At 66.0% G+C, this 14,537-nt stretch carries 22 protein-coding genes and 1 tRNA gene; 13 read left to right on the top strand and 10 right to left on the bottom strand.

All coding sequences use genetic code 11. The annotated features are described in order from the left end of the window. Positions 1-69: 69 nt before the first annotated feature. The 4 genes from pheT to AC5P6E_RS13875 all read left to right on the top strand — a co-directional run bounded on the left by pheT (position 70) and on the right by AC5P6E_RS13875 (position 3,260). On the top strand, positions 70-2,451 hold the full coding sequence (gene pheT, locus AC5P6E_RS13890; RefSeq protein WP_392422021.1) for a phenylalanine--tRNA ligase subunit beta: 2,382 nt from the start codon (positions 70-72) through the stop codon (positions 2,449-2,451). A gap of 27 nt (positions 2,452-2,478) precedes the next feature. Further along, the gene (locus tag AC5P6E_RS13885) at positions 2,479-2,778 is read left to right on the top strand and encodes an integration host factor subunit alpha (protein WP_005410432.1); all 300 of its coding nucleotides are present in this window, start codon (positions 2,479-2,481) and stop codon (positions 2,776-2,778) included. Next, entirely contained in the window at positions 2,759-3,115 is a 357-nt protein-coding gene (locus tag AC5P6E_RS13880) for a MerR family transcriptional regulator (protein WP_005410431.1), read from the top strand. The genes AC5P6E_RS13885 and AC5P6E_RS13880 overlap by 20 nt, the downstream gene beginning before the upstream one ends. A gap of 68 nt (positions 3,116-3,183) precedes the next feature. Next, a tRNA-Pro gene (locus AC5P6E_RS13875) sits at positions 3,184-3,260 on the top strand. A 68-nt stretch (positions 3,261-3,328) separates the two neighbouring features. On the opposite strand, the gene AC5P6E_RS13870 is transcribed toward AC5P6E_RS13875, so the two are convergent. From AC5P6E_RS13870 to AC5P6E_RS13860, 3 genes are read right to left on the bottom strand one after another with little or no spacing between them, the layout of a single operon-like run. Continuing rightward, on the bottom strand, positions 3,329-3,769 hold the full coding sequence (locus AC5P6E_RS13870; RefSeq protein WP_049455701.1) for a GNAT family N-acetyltransferase: 441 nt from the start codon (positions 3,767-3,769) through the stop codon (positions 3,329-3,331). Then, complete coding sequence (locus tag AC5P6E_RS13865; protein WP_495231052.1) at positions 3,766-4,209, bottom strand: DUF6713 family protein; 444 nt, start codon at positions 4,207-4,209, stop codon at positions 3,766-3,768. The genes AC5P6E_RS13870 and AC5P6E_RS13865 overlap by 4 nt, the downstream gene beginning before the upstream one ends. After that, positions 4,206-4,715: a DUF3011 domain-containing protein gene (locus AC5P6E_RS13860; protein WP_010486479.1), complete on the bottom strand. Its 510-nt coding sequence runs from the start codon at positions 4,713-4,715 to the stop codon at positions 4,206-4,208. Before AC5P6E_RS13860 ends, AC5P6E_RS13865 begins: the two co-directional genes overlap by 4 nt. Before the next feature lie 242 nt (positions 4,716-4,957). Here AC5P6E_RS13860 and AC5P6E_RS13855 point away from each other — a divergent pair, with 242 nt between their 5' ends. Next, positions 4,958-5,353 (top strand): hypothetical protein, encoded by a 396-nt coding sequence (locus AC5P6E_RS13855; protein ID WP_012511691.1) that lies wholly within the window; start codon positions 4,958-4,960, stop codon positions 5,351-5,353. A gap of 24 nt (positions 5,354-5,377) precedes the next feature. Here AC5P6E_RS13855 and AC5P6E_RS13850 read toward each other — a convergent pair whose 3' ends face one another. Continuing rightward, positions 5,378-6,070 carry an aspartate/glutamate racemase family protein gene (locus AC5P6E_RS13850; protein ID WP_191849712.1) on the bottom strand — a complete coding sequence of 231 codons (693 nt, stop codon included), beginning with the start codon at positions 6,068-6,070 and terminating at the stop codon, positions 5,378-5,380. Positions 6,071-6,155: 85 nt separating this feature from the next. On the opposite strand from AC5P6E_RS13850, the gene AC5P6E_RS13845 reads away from it, so the two are divergent. From AC5P6E_RS13845 to AC5P6E_RS13825, 5 genes are all read left to right on the top strand, one after another. After that, positions 6,156-6,467: an ArsR/SmtB family transcription factor gene (locus AC5P6E_RS13845; RefSeq protein WP_010486485.1), complete on the top strand. Its 312-nt coding sequence runs from the start codon at positions 6,156-6,158 to the stop codon at positions 6,465-6,467. After that, the gene (locus AC5P6E_RS13840) at positions 6,467-6,817 is read left to right on the top strand and encodes an SRPBCC family protein (protein WP_010486487.1); all 351 of its coding nucleotides are present in this window, start codon (positions 6,467-6,469) and stop codon (positions 6,815-6,817) included. The genes AC5P6E_RS13845 and AC5P6E_RS13840 overlap by 1 nt, the downstream gene beginning before the upstream one ends. A 37-nt stretch (positions 6,818-6,854) precedes the next feature. Beyond that, complete coding sequence (locus tag AC5P6E_RS13835; protein WP_329834917.1) at positions 6,855-7,463, top strand: ATP-dependent Clp protease proteolytic subunit; 609 nt, start codon at positions 6,855-6,857, stop codon at positions 7,461-7,463. A 98-nt stretch (positions 7,464-7,561) separates the two neighbouring features. Further along, a complete protein-coding gene (locus AC5P6E_RS13830) occupies positions 7,562-8,203 on the top strand; it encodes a LysE family translocator (RefSeq protein ID WP_227200253.1) in 642 nt (213 codons plus the stop codon). A gap of 94 nt (positions 8,204-8,297) precedes the next feature. Next, the gene (locus AC5P6E_RS13825) at positions 8,298-8,471 is read left to right on the top strand and encodes a DUF1328 domain-containing protein (RefSeq protein WP_006380555.1); all 174 of its coding nucleotides are present in this window, start codon (positions 8,298-8,300) and stop codon (positions 8,469-8,471) included. 22 nt (positions 8,472-8,493) lie between these two features. On the opposite strand, the gene AC5P6E_RS13820 is transcribed toward AC5P6E_RS13825, so the two are convergent. From AC5P6E_RS13820 to AC5P6E_RS13805, 4 genes are all read right to left on the bottom strand, one after another. Then, positions 8,494-8,826, bottom strand: a complete 333-nt coding sequence (locus AC5P6E_RS13820) for an SMR family transporter (RefSeq protein ID WP_100446302.1) — start codon at positions 8,824-8,826, stop codon at positions 8,494-8,496. Between the two features lie 13 nt (positions 8,827-8,839). Beyond that, positions 8,840-9,412: a TetR/AcrR family transcriptional regulator gene (locus AC5P6E_RS13815; RefSeq protein WP_019336880.1), complete on the bottom strand. Its 573-nt coding sequence runs from the start codon at positions 9,410-9,412 to the stop codon at positions 8,840-8,842. Between the two features lie 88 nt (positions 9,413-9,500). Further along, complete coding sequence (locus AC5P6E_RS13810) at positions 9,501-9,734, bottom strand: DUF1653 domain-containing protein (RefSeq protein ID WP_005410421.1); 234 nt, start codon at positions 9,732-9,734, stop codon at positions 9,501-9,503. 12 nt (positions 9,735-9,746) lie between these two features. Next, a complete protein-coding gene (locus tag AC5P6E_RS13805; protein WP_010486501.1) occupies positions 9,747-10,019 on the bottom strand; it encodes a hypothetical protein in 273 nt (90 codons plus the stop codon). Between the two features lie 402 nt (positions 10,020-10,421). On the opposite strand from AC5P6E_RS13805, the gene AC5P6E_RS13800 reads away from it, so the two are divergent. The 3 genes from AC5P6E_RS13800 (at position 10,422) to AC5P6E_RS13790 (ending at position 11,694) form a co-directional block, all read left to right on the top strand. Then, complete coding sequence (locus AC5P6E_RS13800) at positions 10,422-10,628, top strand: hypothetical protein (RefSeq protein WP_010486505.1); 207 nt, start codon at positions 10,422-10,424, stop codon at positions 10,626-10,628. A 131-nt stretch (positions 10,629-10,759) separates the two neighbouring features. Next, positions 10,760-11,323, top strand: coding sequence for a DUF3011 domain-containing protein (locus AC5P6E_RS13795; protein WP_010486507.1), 564 nt, complete (start codon positions 10,760-10,762; stop codon positions 11,321-11,323). Positions 11,324-11,490: 167 nt separating this feature from the next. Next, positions 11,491-11,694, top strand: coding sequence for a hypothetical protein (locus tag AC5P6E_RS13790; RefSeq protein WP_005417823.1), 204 nt, complete (start codon positions 11,491-11,493; stop codon positions 11,692-11,694). Positions 11,695-11,794: 100 nt separating this feature from the next. Here AC5P6E_RS13790 and dxs read toward each other — a convergent pair whose 3' ends face one another. After that, complete coding sequence (dxs, locus tag AC5P6E_RS13785) at positions 11,795-13,702, bottom strand: 1-deoxy-D-xylulose-5-phosphate synthase (protein ID WP_010486509.1); 1,908 nt, start codon at positions 13,700-13,702, stop codon at positions 11,795-11,797. Between the two features lie 105 nt (positions 13,703-13,807). Further along, entirely contained in the window at positions 13,808-14,473 is a 666-nt protein-coding gene (locus tag AC5P6E_RS13780; protein ID WP_019336875.1) for an HNH endonuclease, read from the bottom strand. Between the last annotated feature and the right edge of the window lie 64 nt (positions 14,474-14,537).

Here is a 14,537-nt window from a genome sequence, read left to right as displayed (position 1 = left end):
CTCCTTGCGCATGCGCTGGGCGACCACAAAAACCGCAACGGGAGGCACGCCTCCCACCAGGGTGACACCATGAAATTCTCCGAAAACTGGCTGCGCAGCCACGTCCCGACCTCCGCCTCGCGCGATGAGCTCAGCGCGGTGCTGACCGCTATCGGCCTGGAAGTGGAAGAGGTGACCGCGCTTGGCGAAGGCCTCGAGCACGTGGTCGTGGCGCGCATCGTCGAAGCGGTGCGCCATCCCGAAGCCGATCGCCTGCAGGTGTGCAAGGTCGATGCCGGGCAGGGCGAGCTGCTGCAGATCGTGTGCGGCGCGCCGAACGCGCGCCCGGGCCTGGTCGCGCCGCTGGCGATGGTCGGCGCGCAGATCGGCGAGCTGAAGATCAAGCCGGCCAAGCTGCGCGGCGTCGAGTCGAACGGCATGCTGTGCTCGGCCAAGGAGCTGGGCCTGGACAACGATGCCTCCGGCCTGCTGGAACTGCCGAACGACGCACCGGTCGGCCAGTCCCTGGTCGAGTATCTGGGGCTGCCGGACGCCAGCATCGAGATCAAGCTGACCCCGAACCGTGCCGACTGCTTCAGCCTGCGCGGCATCGCCTACGACGTCGCCGCCGCCACCCGCAGTGAAGTGCTGGACTTCGCGGCCGACGCCATTGCGCCGGTCGGCAGCCGCGAACTGTCGATCCAGCTCGACGCCGGCGCCGAAGCACCGCGTTACCTGGGCCGCGTCATCGAAGGCGTCAACGCCGCTGCCAAGACCCCGCTGTGGATGGCTGAGCGCCTGCGCCGCAGCGGTGTGCGTCCGGTCTCGCTGCTGGTCGACATCACCCAGTACGTGATGCTGGAGCTGGGCCAGCCGATGCATGCCTACGACCTCGGTACCCTGCAGGGCAGCATTGCCGTGCGCCGTTCGCGCGCGGGCGAGAGCCTGAAGCTGCTGGACGGCCGCGATGCCGCACTGGACGACAGCTTCCTGGTGGTTGCCGATGCTGACCGTGCGGTCGGTCTGGCCGGCCTGATGGGCGGCTTCGATACCCGCGTCACCGACGCGACCACCGCCGTGTTCCTGGAAGCTGCGCACTTCGCGCCGGCCGCGATCATGGGCCGTGGCCGCAAGCTCGGCCTGCACACCGATGCCGGCCACCGCTTCGAGCGTGGCGTCGACCCGGCATTGCCGCGCACCGCCATCGAATACGCCACCCGCCTGGTGCTGGACCTCGCCGGCGGTACCCCGGCGCCGGTCACCGAGGCCGTGCGTGCCGATGACCTGCCGCAGCCGGCGACGATCGTACTGCGCCGTGCTCGCATCAGCCGCGTGCTGGGCATCACCATCGACGACGCCGAAGTCGAGCGCATCCTGCGCGCGCTGGGCATGGACGTGGCTGCGACGGCCGAGGGCTGGCAGGTCGCCGCGCCGAGCCGTCGCTTCGACATCGCCATCGAAGAAGACCTGATCGAAGAACTGGCCCGCATCCACGGTTACGAGCAGATCCCGACCACGCTGCCGGGCGGTGCCTCGCGCGTGGCGATGCCGAGCGAGACCCAGCTGGACGCGCTGAGCGTTCGTCGCCAGCTGATCGCCCGCGACCAGCAGGAAACCGTCAACTTTGCCTTCGTCGACGACGCGCTGCTGACCCAGTGGCAGCTGCGCGATGGCCTGGTACCGCTGGCCAACCCACTGTCGGCCGAACTGGCGGTGATGCGCCCGTCGCTGCTGCCGGGCCTGGTCGCCACGCTGGGCCGCAATGCCGCGCGCCAGTTGGGTCGCGTGCGCCTGTTCGAGCTCGGCCGGGTGTTCACCCAGCAGGCCGGAGATGGCCAGCCGGCGCCGCTGGAAACCCCGCGCGTGGCCGCCGCGGTCTGCGGTGATGCGCAGGCGGTGCAGTGGGGCCTGCCGACCCGCAAGGTCGACTTCCACGATCTGAAGGGCGACCTGGAATCGCTGGCCGCTGCCAGTGGCGCGCAGCTGGAGTTCCGCCCGTCGGCCCGTCCTTACGGCCACCCGGCGCGCTCGGCCGAGGTGTTCCGCGATGGCGTGGCGATCGGCTGGATCGGTCAGGTCCATCCGCGCCTGGTCAAGGCGATGGACATCGAATCCGACGTCTACGCCTTCGAACTGGATCTGGAACCGCTGACCGCCCGCCGCCTGCCGCGTGCGGGCGAGCTGTCGCGCTTCCCGGCCGTGCGCCGCGACCTGGCGTTCCTGGTGCCTGAACAGGTGGCCTGGGCCGATCTGGCGGCGACCGTCCGCCAGGCCGCCGGCCCGCTGCTGCGCGACCTGAACCTGTTCGACCGCTATGTCGGCCAGGGCGTCGAGCCGGGATTCAAGAGTCTCGCTATGGGCTTGATTTTGCAGGACAAGTCGCGCACTCTGACGGACCGCGACGTGGATGCGGTGGTGGCCGAGGCGGTCACTGCCATCGAGCGTGAACACCACGCCCGGATCCGCGGCTGAGCGGGCAGCACTCGGGGGTAGCAGGCAATGGCATTGACCAAGGCGGAGATGGCGGAAAAGCTGTTCGACGAAGTCGGTCTGAACAAGCGGGAAGCCAAGGAATTCGTCGACGCGTTTTTCGATGTGCTGCGTGAAGCATTGGAACAGGGACGTCAGGTGAAGCTGTCGGGCTTCGGTAATTTCGATCTGCGGCGCAAGAACCAGCGCCCGGGTCGCAACCCCAAGACCGGCGAGGAAATTCCGATTTCCGCCCGTACGGTGGTCACCTTCCGTCCGGGCCAGAAGCTCAAGGAGAGGGTGGAAGCTTATGCTGGATCCGGGCAGTAACCGCGAACTACCGCCGATCCCGGCCAAGCGCTACTTCACCATCGGTGAAGTCAGCGAGCTGTGCGACGTCAAGCCGCACGTCCTTCGCTACTGGGAAACCGAGTTTCCCAGCCTTGAGCCGGCCAAGCGCCGAGGCAACCGCCGCTACTACCAGCGCCATGACGTGCTGATGGTGCGGCAGATCCGCAGCCTGCTGTACGAACAGGGCTACACCATCGGTGGTGCACGCCTGCGTCTGGACGGCCCCGATGCCCGCGAGGAATCGGCGCTGAGCAACCAGATTATCAAGCAGGTACGCATGGAGCTGGAAGAAGTGCTGCAGTTGTTGCGCCGCTGATCCCATTTCCATCGTAATCCGCTATACTTCACGGCCCGCCGCACTGGCGGGCACATCGCAGCATCAGTCGGGGCGTAGCGCAGCCTGGTAGCGCATCTGCCTGGGGGGCAGAGGGTCGTCGGTTCGAATCCGGCCGTCCCGACCACTGTGATGAATCAAGAAGCCTGCGCAGCAATGCGTGGGCTTTTTTGTGCGCGCTGCTGATGCCGATGATCAGTCTTCAGCGAAGCGGTAGATCAGCTCCGGGTCGCCGTCATCCAATCCGTGCACGATGCCGCTGTCGATGAAGCCCGACGCAACGAGCAGGCGCTGCATGCCGATGTTGGAGGCATTGGTCGAGGTGAACAGCTTGCCGCGACCGCGCCGTGCGATCGCGTGTCGCAGCAGTGCGGTACCAATGCCGTGGCCGCGGCGTTCGCGCGCCACCATCAGCATCTCGACGAAGGCCTCGCCGAAGAAGTGGTGATGCATGACCAGGTAGCCGACGACCCTGCCGTCCTGCTCGGCGACATACAGGCCGCCGTGTGCCAGCCAGTTGCCAATCTGCATGATCCGCTCTGGATCAATGGCTGCCACGCTGTCGAGCGCGATCAAGGCATCCGCGTCCTGGGGGCTGCCGTTACGCAGGCGCGGAGAACGGGACGTCCGGCTCATCGCGGGCGGAGCTGCAGCAACAGACCGCCACCCGATACAAAACAGGCGAGCAGGACGATGATCGACAGCGGCAGGTGGAATTCATTGCGACCGAGCACGGCAAACGCCAGGTGGATCAGCGCCGTGCCAATGCCGAGCGCGCCACAAACCAGTGCATAGCCGCGCGCCGTGGATGTACCCAACAGGGCATGGCGATAACCCCCAAGCACGGCGCCGACTGCGAACAGGTTGAACAGCAGGAAGCCCTGGATGCCGCCGGGCACATGGAACATGGTCCATTCCTGCCAGAACGCAGCGTCGATCTGATGCAGGATCAACGCCAGCAGCGTCGCCAGATACCATCGTTCCATGTCGTGCTCCCTGCCATGCAGGCCATAGTCTATCGACTCCGCCTTGCACGCACGTCTACTCGTTGCAGCCAGCGCGTGGCAGGCAGTCAATACACCCGGAACTCGGCACGGCAGCCGTCGCTGACCCATACGCCGCGACGGTCCCAGCCCCAGTTGCGGTCCTCGATGCAGGTCGTCACCGATTTCTGCTTGACCAGCCGTACCTCGTGACGAACGCGAATCCGGCACTCCTTGTCCTTGTTCTCGTAGGACTCGCAGACCAGGCGTTCACCCTCGTTGTCGCGGTCACGGCCGCGGCCACGTCCCGGCCAGCGCCCGTATCCATCGGCGACGAACTCGGCGCGGCAGCCGTCGGTCACCCATAACGTGCGGCGGCTCTGGCCCCAGTTCTGGTTCTCCACGCAGCGGGTGACCGACAGTTGCCTGGCCAGGCGCATCGGGCCCTCGATGGGGCATTGCTCGGTCTTGTTGAACTGGGATTCGCAGCGCAGCGCTGGAATGTGATCAGTGTCGTAGTCCTGGGCGGCCACGGCGGTGGCGGCCAGCAGCAGGACAAGGGCGGCGCCGGTGATCGGCAGCAGCGGGCGAAGGGTCATAGGGAGCCTCGAGCGTGGATTCGGGCGGCAAGAATGACCCAGCACGGGGCCGTCGGAACGCATCGTTCCGGAAGTGGCTCAGTAAGGATTTAGTAGTGCGCACGGGCCCATGCAGAGGCTTACATCCCGTATCATCGCTGCACATCCGATCGCATCGGTTTACACCTTCTTACATGTCTTCCACGCCTGTCGGCGCAGCCTGTGGCTGCCGTCACTGGTGTGCGGGCGGCCTGTGGGGGAGGATGCGCGGACCACGACGACCACAGGGGGTTGCGTTGATCAGCAGTACCGTCATTCATCGCTCGGCCGACGCAGGCGGCGCCGAGGTGCGGGTCCTGGACACCACGTTCAAGGGCAAGCATGTGTTCATTGCCTGGGGCCTGCGCGGGCCGGAACTGACCCGCAGCGCGGACCCGGCTGCGACCGTGGCCGCACGCAAGGCGCTGCACGCGGTTGCCGGCCACAGCGAAGGGCCGCGCAGCCCGGAAGTGTTCATCGCCAACCAGTCGGCGGTGGCGATCACGGTCTATCGCCTGCTTACCGAAGCGCGCTCCGGCGATGCCATCTTCTTCCTGTGCGATTCCCAGGCGGTGGTCGAGTGGCTGATCACCGCGCTGGAAGTGCAGGGCGCGGACTGATTCCGCGCTGCACCGAAGGCAGGATCAGGCCAGTGCTGCGTCCACCGCAGCCCGCGCATGCAGGGCAGTGGTATCGAACAACGGCACTGCACTGTCCTCCGGGCGTACCAGCAGCATGATCTCGGTGCAGCCAAGAATGATCGCTTCGGCACCGCGCGCCACCAGTCGCGCGATCACGCCGGCATAGACCTGCCGTGAGTGCTCGCTGACCACGCCGGCAATCAGCTCCTGGTAGATGATGTCGTGCACGCTGCGCCGGTCATCGGCATCGGGCACCAGCACTTCCAGAGCGAAGCGATCCTGCAGCCGGCCGCGGTAGAAGTCCTGCTCCATGGTGAAGGCGGTGCCGAGCAGGCCCACCTTGCGTGCGCCTGCCTGCACGATGGCCTGGGCGGTGGGATCGACGATATGCAGCAGCGGCAGTGGGCAGGCCGCCTCGATGCGGTCGGCCAGCGTGTGCATGGTGTTGGTGCAGACCAGCAGCAGATCGGCACCACCGGCCTGCAGGCGTCGTGCGGCGTCGACCATGTGGTCGCCCAGTGCGTCCCAGTCGCCGTCGTGCTGCAGCTGCTTGATCGGCGCGAAGTCCACCGACCACAGCAGCAGTTGCGCGGAGTGCGCGCCACCGAGGCGCTGCCGCACGTCCTCGTTGATGAGCCGGTAGTACTGGGCCGAGCTTTCCCAGCTCATGCCGCCGATCAGGCCAAGGGTCTTCATGCATTGCTCCAGGGAAGAGGCTGTCATTGCAGCACAGCAGATCGGAGGGTTGCATTAAACATTAGTGGATACTAATGTATTGATCATGATCGAGAACGCCCTGTTCAAGGCGCTGGCCGACCCCACCCGCCGCCATATCTTCGAAAAGCTGGCCGAGGGCGGGCAGCATGCCAGCGCGCTGCGCGAGGGCATGGCGATCAGCCAGTCTGCGATGTCCCAGCACCTGGCAGTGCTGCGCGATGCCGGACTGGTGCATGAGCAGCGCCAAGGCCGCTTCGTCCACTACGAGGTCGATCCGCGCGGGCTGGCCCACATCGGCCGCTGGTTGCAGCGCTACCGGGCCTACTGGCCGGCGCGGATGTCCGCACTGCAGAACCTGCTGGAGGAGATGGACTGATGGACGACGTTCTGAACGAAGCGGCTCCCGCCTTGGTGATGGAGCAACGGCTGCCAGCGCCACCGGGACGGGTCTGGCGCGCACTGTGCGATCCAGCGCTGCGTGAGCGCTGGTTGCCTGCAGCCGATCTTGCCGACCCGCAGCCCTGCCTGTGCGAGGAAGGACGGGAGCTGGGGTTCCACGTGCGCGATGCGCAGCCCCCACATCTGCACAGCCTGGTGTGTTTCCAGCTGCGCGCGGATGACAGTGGGGGGACGGTGCTGACCATCGTGCATCGGCTCACCGACCTGCGCGCGCCGCTGCCGTTGGCCGCCAACGACGATCATCGCACCATGATGCGCGCGGCCTGAGGTGGCGCCTCAATCCCACCGGACAAGGAGCAGGCACATGCCGGACAGAATGCAGCTGGTACCGATGGTGGTGGAGCGCAGCGAGCGGGGCGAGCGCTCCTATGACATCTACTCGCGGCTCCTGCGCGAGCGCATCATCTTTCTCAACGGCGAAGTCGATGACGCCGTGTCGGCGCTGGTCTGCGCGCAGTTGTTGTTCCTGGAATCGGAAAACCCGGAGAAGCCGATCCATCTGTACATCAACTCGCCAGGCGGAGTCATTTCCAGCGGCTTGGCGATGTACGACACCATGCAATACATCTCGGCCCCGGTGCATACGCTGTGCATGGGCACCGCGCGGTCGATGGGGTCGTTCCTGCTGATGGCCGGCGAGCCCGGTCACCGCGCGGCGTTGGCCAATGCCAGCCTGCACGTGCACCAGCCGCTGGGCGGGGTGCAGGGCCAGGCTTCGGACATCTTCATCCACGCCGAGGAAATGCAGCGCACCAAGCAGCGCATCACCCGGCTGTATGCGCAGCATTGCGGACGCAGTGTCGAGGAGGTCGAGCAGACCCTGGACCGCGATCATTTCATGAGTGCCGAGCAGGCATGCGAATGGGGCCTGATCGACCAGGTACTGGTACGGCGCGACGCGCACGCGGCCTGAGCCTGCCTCTGTAACCACCACATCCACGCTGTGCTGTATGTGCCGCGCGTTGCAGACGCACTCTATGCTGGTACGGTCTTCTGAAGTGGATGTGCGCTATGGCCCTGCATACCTGGTGGTGGTTCCTGGCCACGGTGTTTGTTCTGTGTGGCACGCCGGGGCCGAACATGCTGCATATCCTCGGCCGCAGCGTCGGACTCGGCTTCCGCGGCAGTGTGCCGGCGATGGCCGGCTGCCTGCTGGCGATGCTGCTGGTGCTGGCCGCGTCCGCTGCTGGCCTGAGTGCGCTGCTGCATTCCTCGCCGATGCTGTTCGAGGTGCTGCGCTATCTGGGCGTGGCCTATCTGGCCTGGCTGGGCCTGAAGGCATGGCGTGACAGCTGCCGTCCCGCGCCACCGGTGACGGTGGATGCCGAACTGCCGATGACGCCGACGCTTGGTGCCTGGACCGTGTTCCGTGGTGGCCTTCTGGTGGGCCTGAGCAATCCCAAGCTGCTGCTGTTCGCGGCGGCGTTCCTGCCGCAGTTCGTCGATCCGTCACGCGGCCAGGCGTTGCAGTACAGCGTGCTGGTGGCCACCTTCGCCGCCTGCGAACTGTTCTGGTACGTGATGTATGCAGCCGGTGGCCATGGCCTGCGCCGCTGGCTGGCCAAGCCGTTTGCGCGACGCTGGTTCGAGCGGCTGGTGGGCAGCGTGTTCCTGGCGTTTGCCGTCGCGCTGCTGCGCTTCCGTCCGCGCTGATTCACGCCGCGCACGCGGCCTGTTCACGACTGCCGCATCGGCCACGGCCTAGCCTGATCATCCAGTACGCAGTCCCTGCGGGGAAAGGTTTGACATGATCAAGTGGGCCATCATCTTCGCCATCATCGGCGTCATTGCGGGCGTGCTCGGCTTCGGTGGCATTGCCGGTGCCGCGGTCGGCATCGCCAAGTTCCTGTTCTGGGCCGGCATCATCATCGCCGTGGTGCTGTTCCTGCTCGGCATGACCGTAGCGAAGAAGGTCAGCTAGCGTTGATCGCGCAGCAGCGTGCTCAATGTGCGCTGCTGCGCGAGAACAGATTGATCACCATTACACCGGCGCAAATCAGGCCGATGCCGATCAACGCGGGTGCATCCAGGCGCTGCTTGAACACTACCAGCCCGATCAGCGAGATCAGCACGATGCCGACGCCGGACCAGATCGCGTAGGCGATGCCGGTCGGGATCGACTTCATGGTCATCGACAACAGGTAGAAGCACAGCCCGTAGCCGACCAGCGCGCCCAGCGTCGGCGCCAGCCGGCTCATGCCGTCGGACGCCTTCAGCAGTGATGTGGCAATCACTTCCAGCACGATGGCGGCAGCAAGGTAGAGGTAGGGATTCATTGCGCGCTCCAGCTCACTGCGGGTCGCACAGTTTCAGGGCCTGCTCGGCCATGGCCAATGCGTTGGCACGTTCCTCCTCGTCCAGCGGACGCCCATAGGCCGTGGCCCAGTAGCCATCGGCAGCGCAGCGCGCCGCGTACAGCCGGGGATCGTTGGCTTCGCCGGCGAATTCGGCCAGCATCGCACGCTTCCAGGTGCGCCAATGCGCGAGCAGGGCCGGTTCCATCAGGTTGCCGAGGGTCAGGCCGATGTCGTTGTCCTGCTCCTGCTGCAGCAGATGCTCGAAATTGGCCTGCACATAGGCGCGGCTGAAACGGCCATGGCCTTCGGGATTTTCCTGCAGCAGGGCGCGTACCCGCGCTTCGAACTCGCCGATGAGCGCTCCGACGGCTTCATCCACCAGTGCCTGCTTGCTGCTGAAATGATGGAACAACGCACCCTTGCTGACACCAGCGGCCTGCGCGACGTCCTGCACGGTCAGCGCGGCCAGGCCGTTACGGCCGATCACTTCAATGGTGGCCTGCAGCAGTGACTGGCGCACGCTGTCGGGCGCCTTGCGGCGCGAACGGGAGGGGGATGCAGACATGGTGGGAAGAAACCGACTGGACGGTACGATTGTAGCGCAGGCCCGCTGTGTTGCCGCGCGCTGCCGGCCTGGACCGGCAGCGGAACCGTCATGCGTCGACGCGGGCGAAACGTGGTTGCGGTCCGTGCTCGCCGGGCACCTGCTCGACGAACATGGCGTACGGGCGTACCCATAGGCCGCCTTCGCCATACAACGCGCGGTACAGCACCATCGGCTGCAGGGTCTCGCTGCTGCGGACGATGTCCAGCACTTCGTACTCGCCGCCCTTGAAGTGGCGGTAGCGGCCCGGGGCCAGGGTGGGGAGCGGACTCAGCTCAGCCATGGTGGGCGCGACTCACTTGCGCGCCGGGCTGGCCGGCTTTGCGCAATAGGCGTTGATGGCTTCGGCGGTATTGGCCAGGCCCTGTGCCTGCGCCAGTTCCCACGGGCGTTCGCAACGCTGGCTGTGCTCGCACCACTGGTAGCCGGCCGAACCGATGCAGCCATGCGCATCGCGATCACCGCCGACCACCGGCGTGGCTGTCGCTTGGGCGTGCGTGGGTGCCTTGTCCAGGCTGGCGCAGGCGACCAGGACCAGTAGCGCGGGAATCAGAAGAAGGGATTTCATCGGCGGAGCTCCGTGCCTAAAGCAACAGTGTCGGCCGCAGGAAAAACGGCAGCAAGTGCTCAGTGCAGGGCGGCGCGGATCAGTTCCTCGATCAGCACCAGATAGCTGGCCACGAAGTAGAACTTCAGCAACGTCCAACGCTGCTGCGAGAAGAAGGTGCGCATGTGGAAGGGGCCCCTGTTGGTGACGGTAGTGTGAAGCTCTGTCAACTCCGTGACAAGGGTCACGAAAGGGATTCACTAAACGGCCTCAGGGATGTGAGGGCGGGGCGGTCTGACAGTCCGGCGCGGCATTTTCGTACAAATCTGATAGGCCATCCCGGAGGTGCTCGCTAGCCTGATGGTGTACCGGCGCTCAGGGCCTTCCGCTGCCGGCATGCCTTCATTCCGCAGGAGTCTTCCAATGGTCATTACCGTTCAATGCAACGCCCGGCACTGGTCCGTACTGGATCCGCAGGCGCATGACGCCACCCGTTATGCACGGGGCGCCGAGGCTTTCGATGTCGCTGCGGCGCGGGCCCTGGAGCACCACCGCCGTACCGGCCAGCGCAGCACGGTACGGGTTGAGGCGCTCGGCAATTCGGTGGACGCACTCCACGTCGGAAGTTGACACCACCGGCTGAGGCGCAGTCAGCCACGGTTGAGTTGTTTGAATGGGGAAAAAACCGCCGTGGGGCGCCCCCTGTGCGCCGCGCCACGAATCCTCGATGCTTGCGCCATCGTATTCATCCGGAGATCCCGATGGGCAAGGCACTCACCTGGCGCACCCTGGCCTGCACCCTGCTGCCAATGCTGGCGGCCGCGGGCGGCGCGCAGGCGCAGAGCTATGGTTACGGTTATGACGACGATCGCTACGGCGGTCGTGATGGCGGCGGCATCGTACGCTGCGAATCGATCAAGAACCGCAGCAATGAATGCCGCCTGGAAGGCCGTGCCCGGATGATCCGCCAGTTGTCGGGCTCGCCGTGCGTGGAAGGCGAGACCTGGGGACAATCGCGCTATGGTGTCTGGGTTACCCAGGGCTGTCGTGCCGAGTTCGTTGGCGAGTACCGCCGCGGCGGTGGCTGGGGTGGTGGCCATGGCAATGGCTGGGGCAATGGTGGCAATGGCTGGGGTGGGGGTGAGGTGATCACCTGCCATTCCAACGGTCATCGCCAGGAGTACTGCGATGCGCGCATCCGTCGTGGTGTGCGCCTGGTCCGCCAGGATTCACGCAGCGCCTGCATCGAGGGCCAGACCTGGGGCTGGGACCGCCGTGGCATCTGGGTCAGCGACGGTTGCCGGGCGCAGTTCCAGGTGAATTGAGCACGCGCCTCGAAAATCAGAATAATCTGATACAGCTCACATTTTGAACGTCGTATCTTCTGCGATCAGGGCACCTCTGCGTGCCCCTGATCCGCCGCGATGAAGTCTGCCGTAACCGGCACGCCCATCCCGCCACCGTCGATACGCTGCCTCAAGGAGTGAGCTGCATGTTGATCCGCCTGCAATGCGAGCAACGCCAATGGCGCGTGCTGCACCCGGACCGGCCGGAACCGATCGAGTTCCGCGATGGTGCCCGGGCCTACGATTTCGCTGAAACCCTTGCACGCCTCCACTTCGTCGACACCGGGCAGCGCGCTGCGGTGCGGGTGGAGGCCAGCGGCGCGTTCGTGGAAGCGGTCAGCTACGGCTGAGGGCTGGGGCTCCCTGATCTGTCCCCACGCATGGCGTGGATCGACCCCTGTTCCGCAGTGGATCCACGCCATGCGTGGATCCACTGGGTGGTGACCGGTCTCAGCCTGCCGCGCTGAGCGGCGGGGTCCCGGCAGCCAGCTGCGGCCAGCGCTTGAGTACGGCCGCGCGGATGCCTGCGGCGTCGATGCCGGCTTCGGCCAGCAGGTCCTCGCGGCTGGCGTGGTGCTGGTAGCTGTCGGGCAGGCCCAGGTGCAGGATCGGGCGCAGCACGCCTTCGGCATTGAGCAGCTCACCGACGCCGGAGCCGGCGCCACCGGCCACCACGTTGTCTTCGATCGTCACCAGCCCCTCGTGCTGGGCGGCGACAGCCAGCACCAGCTCGCGGTCCAGCGGCTTGATGAAGCGCATGTTGACCACGCTCAGGCCCAGTTCGCGGCCAACCTGTTCGGCGGCGGCCACGGTGCTGCCGAAGGCGAGCAGGGCGATACGACTGCCCTGCAGGCGCAACTCGCCCTTGCCGATCGGCAGGGTGGACAGGTCGGTGCCGGCAGCCACGCCGGTGCCGGTGCCGCGCGGATAGCGCACGGCGGCCGGGCCCGGGTGCTGCAGGCCGGTGCTGAGCATCTGCCGGCACTCGGCTTCATTGGATGGCGCCATCACCACCATGTTCGGCACGCAGCGCAGGAAGCTCAGGTCGAGGTTGCCGGCGTGGGTCGCACCGTCCGGGCCGACCACGCCGGCGCGGTCGATCGCGAACAGTACATCCAGGTCCTGGATGGCCACGTCGTGCACCAATTGGTCGTACGCGCGCTGCAGGAAGGTCGAATAGATCGCCACCACCGGCTTGCCACCCTGGGTCGCCATGCCGGCGGCCAGCGTGACCGCGTGCTGTTCGGCGATCGCGACGTCGAAATAGCGCTGCGGGTATTCCTTGCTGAAGCGCACCAGGCCGGAGCCTTCGCGCATCGCCGGGGTGATGCCGTACAGGCGCGGCTCGGCGGCGGCGGCATCGCACAGCCAGTCGCTGAACACGTCGGTATAGGTGGGCTTCTTGGCGCCAGCCTTGGCCACCAGGCCCTTGTCCGGATCGAACGGACCCACCGCGTGGTAGCCGATCTGATCGCCTTCGGCCGGCTCGTAGCCCTTGCCCTTTGTCGTCATCACGTGCAGCAGCTTCGGGCCCTTGGAGGCGCGCAGCGTCTTCAGCGTGGACAGCAGGGCGGGCATGTCGTGGCCGTCGATCGGGCCGGTGTAGTGGAAACCCATTTCCTCGAACATCGTGGACGGCACGAACATGCCCTTCCAGTGTTCTTCCCAGCGCTTCACGAAGCGCGCCGGGTTGTTCTTCTTGTCGCCGAGGATCTTCTTGCCGCCTTCGCGCAGTGCATTGAGCGTGCGGCTGCCGGTAGCACGGCCGAGCATCTTGGTCAGGCCGCCGACCGCCTCGGAGATCGACATGTTGTTGTCGTTGAGGATCACCAGCAGATTCGGTTCCGGCTCCATGCCGCCGGCGTGCATCAGCGCTTCGAAGGCCATGCCGGCGGTCATCGCACCGTCACCGATCACCGCAACGACCTGGCGGTTGTCGCCTTCGGACTGGCGAGCGATGGCCATGCCGAGCGCGGCCGAGATCGAGGTCGACGAATGGCCGACGCCGAAGGTGTCGTACTCGCTCTCTTCACGCTTCGGGAACGGTGCCACGCCGTCCTTCTGCTTGACGGTGTGGATCTCGTCGCGGCGACCGGTCAGGATCTTGTGTGGGTAGGTCTGGTGACCGACGTCCCAGACCAGCTGGTCCTGCGGGGTCTGGTACAGGTAGTGCAGGGCCACGGTGAGTTCGATCACGCCCAGACCGGCGGCGAAGTGGCCGCCGCTCTTGCCCACCGACTCGATGAGGTAGGCACGCAGTTCGTCGGCGACCGCCCTCAATTCGGATTCGTCGAACGTGCGCAGGTCATCCGGTGTCTGGATGCGCGCGAGGCGGGGATAGCGGGCAGAGTCGATCATCATGTTCGCACTTGTTCTGAACGCCCATTTTCGCCCTCAAACGGGGGTGGGGCAAGCAAACGCCGCCGCCCGTGACAGGACGGTGAGGGTTGCATTTTCGGCGATTCAGGTGCTCAGTTTTGAGCGCTTCGGCAATTGCGCCTTCAGGAAGGCCATCTGGTCGGCCAGGATGTTGCGGTTGGACAGGATCAGATGCTCGATCCAGCTGGGCCGGTAGGGCACCGCCAGCAGTGGCATTCCGGCCTGCTGCGGGGTGCGGTCGCTCTTGCGCGAGTTGCAGTGGAAGCAGGCGGTGACCACGTTTTCCCAGCAGTCCAGGCCGCCCTTGGACAGTGGCATGACGTGGTCGCGGGTGAGCGTGGGGCGGTTGAACTGCTGGCCGCAGTACATGCACAGGTGGGCGTCGCGGGCGAACAGGGCCGGGTTGGTCAGGTTCGGCGTCGGGTCGATCGCGCGGGAGCGGGCGTGGCCGCGGGCGGCGATGATCGGGTGCAGGTCCATCCCGCTCTGCAGGCCGCTGAAGCGGTTTGTGCCGCCGTGGATGTGCAGGCAGGGATCGCCGAGTGTCCAGGCGACGGCTTCGCGGGCGTAGAGGCACGCCGCATCCTGCCAGGTGATCCAGTCCAGTACGCGTCCGTGGGCATCAAGCGAGAGCAGCCGGACCGAACCGGGGCGATGCAGCGTCGTGGCGTTGGGCGATGCTTCGGCGCCCGGAGCAGAAAACGGAGCTCCGGCTTCGATCAGACCCAAGCGTGTAGTGTCTGTCTCCATCGGGAGAACAGCTTATACCTGAATCATTGCGATTTGGGTATCGCCCTGTGGGCGAAACCCAAAT

The organism is Stenotrophomonas sp. YJH_SMC_16, assembly GCF_059367875.1.
This window is presented reverse-complemented; position numbering and strand designations above follow the sequence as displayed.

What these genes read in the sequence shown, in the direction of transcription:
- AC5P6E_RS13795 (WP_010486507.1), top strand. Translation starts at nt 10,760, where the DNA reads ATGGGCAAGGCACTCACCTGGCGCACCCTGGCCTGCACCCTGCTGCCA.
- dxs (WP_010486509.1), bottom strand. Translation starts at nt 13,702, where the DNA reads ATGATCGACTCTGCCCGCTATCCCCGCCTCGCGCGCATCCAGACACCG.
- AC5P6E_RS13815 (WP_019336880.1), bottom strand. Translation starts at nt 9,412, where the DNA reads ATGTCTGCATCCCCCTCCCGTTCGCGCCGCAAGGCGCCCGACAGCGTG.
- AC5P6E_RS13845 (WP_010486485.1), top strand. Translation starts at nt 6,156, where the DNA reads ATGATCGAGAACGCCCTGTTCAAGGCGCTGGCCGACCCCACCCGCCGC.
- AC5P6E_RS13790 (WP_005417823.1), top strand. Translation starts at nt 11,491, where the DNA reads ATGTTGATCCGCCTGCAATGCGAGCAACGCCAATGGCGCGTGCTGCAC.
- AC5P6E_RS13880 (WP_005410431.1), top strand. Translation starts at nt 2,759, where the DNA reads ATGCTGGATCCGGGCAGTAACCGCGAACTACCGCCGATCCCGGCCAAG.
- AC5P6E_RS13870 (WP_049455701.1), bottom strand. Translation starts at nt 3,769, where the DNA reads ATGAGCCGGACGTCCCGTTCTCCGCGCCTGCGTAACGGCAGCCCCCAG.
- AC5P6E_RS13800 (WP_010486505.1), top strand. Translation starts at nt 10,422, where the DNA reads ATGGTCATTACCGTTCAATGCAACGCCCGGCACTGGTCCGTACTGGAT.
- AC5P6E_RS13855 (WP_012511691.1), top strand. Translation starts at nt 4,958, where the DNA reads ATGCGCGGACCACGACGACCACAGGGGGTTGCGTTGATCAGCAGTACC.
- AC5P6E_RS13805 (WP_010486501.1), bottom strand. Translation starts at nt 10,019, where the DNA reads ATGAAATCCCTTCTTCTGATTCCCGCGCTACTGGTCCTGGTCGCCTGC.
- AC5P6E_RS13810 (WP_005410421.1), bottom strand. Translation starts at nt 9,734, where the DNA reads ATGGCTGAGCTGAGTCCGCTCCCCACCCTGGCCCCGGGCCGCTACCGC.
- AC5P6E_RS13825 (WP_006380555.1), top strand. Translation starts at nt 8,298, where the DNA reads ATGATCAAGTGGGCCATCATCTTCGCCATCATCGGCGTCATTGCGGGC.
- AC5P6E_RS13835 (WP_329834917.1), top strand. Translation starts at nt 6,855, where the DNA reads ATGCCGGACAGAATGCAGCTGGTACCGATGGTGGTGGAGCGCAGCGAG.
- AC5P6E_RS13850 (WP_191849712.1), bottom strand. Translation starts at nt 6,070, where the DNA reads ATGAAGACCCTTGGCCTGATCGGCGGCATGAGCTGGGAAAGCTCGGCC.
- pheT (WP_392422021.1), top strand. Translation starts at nt 70, where the DNA reads ATGAAATTCTCCGAAAACTGGCTGCGCAGCCACGTCCCGACCTCCGCC.
- AC5P6E_RS13820 (WP_100446302.1), bottom strand. Translation starts at nt 8,826, where the DNA reads ATGAATCCCTACCTCTACCTTGCTGCCGCCATCGTGCTGGAAGTGATT.
- AC5P6E_RS13885 (WP_005410432.1), top strand. Translation starts at nt 2,479, where the DNA reads ATGGCATTGACCAAGGCGGAGATGGCGGAAAAGCTGTTCGACGAAGTC.
- AC5P6E_RS13840 (WP_010486487.1), top strand. Translation starts at nt 6,467, where the DNA reads ATGGACGACGTTCTGAACGAAGCGGCTCCCGCCTTGGTGATGGAGCAA.
- AC5P6E_RS13780 (WP_019336875.1), bottom strand. Translation starts at nt 14,473, where the DNA reads ATGGAGACAGACACTACACGCTTGGGTCTGATCGAAGCCGGAGCTCCG.
- AC5P6E_RS13830 (WP_227200253.1), top strand. Translation starts at nt 7,562, where the DNA reads ATGGCCCTGCATACCTGGTGGTGGTTCCTGGCCACGGTGTTTGTTCTG.
- AC5P6E_RS13860 (WP_010486479.1), bottom strand. Translation starts at nt 4,715, where the DNA reads ATGACCCTTCGCCCGCTGCTGCCGATCACCGGCGCCGCCCTTGTCCTG.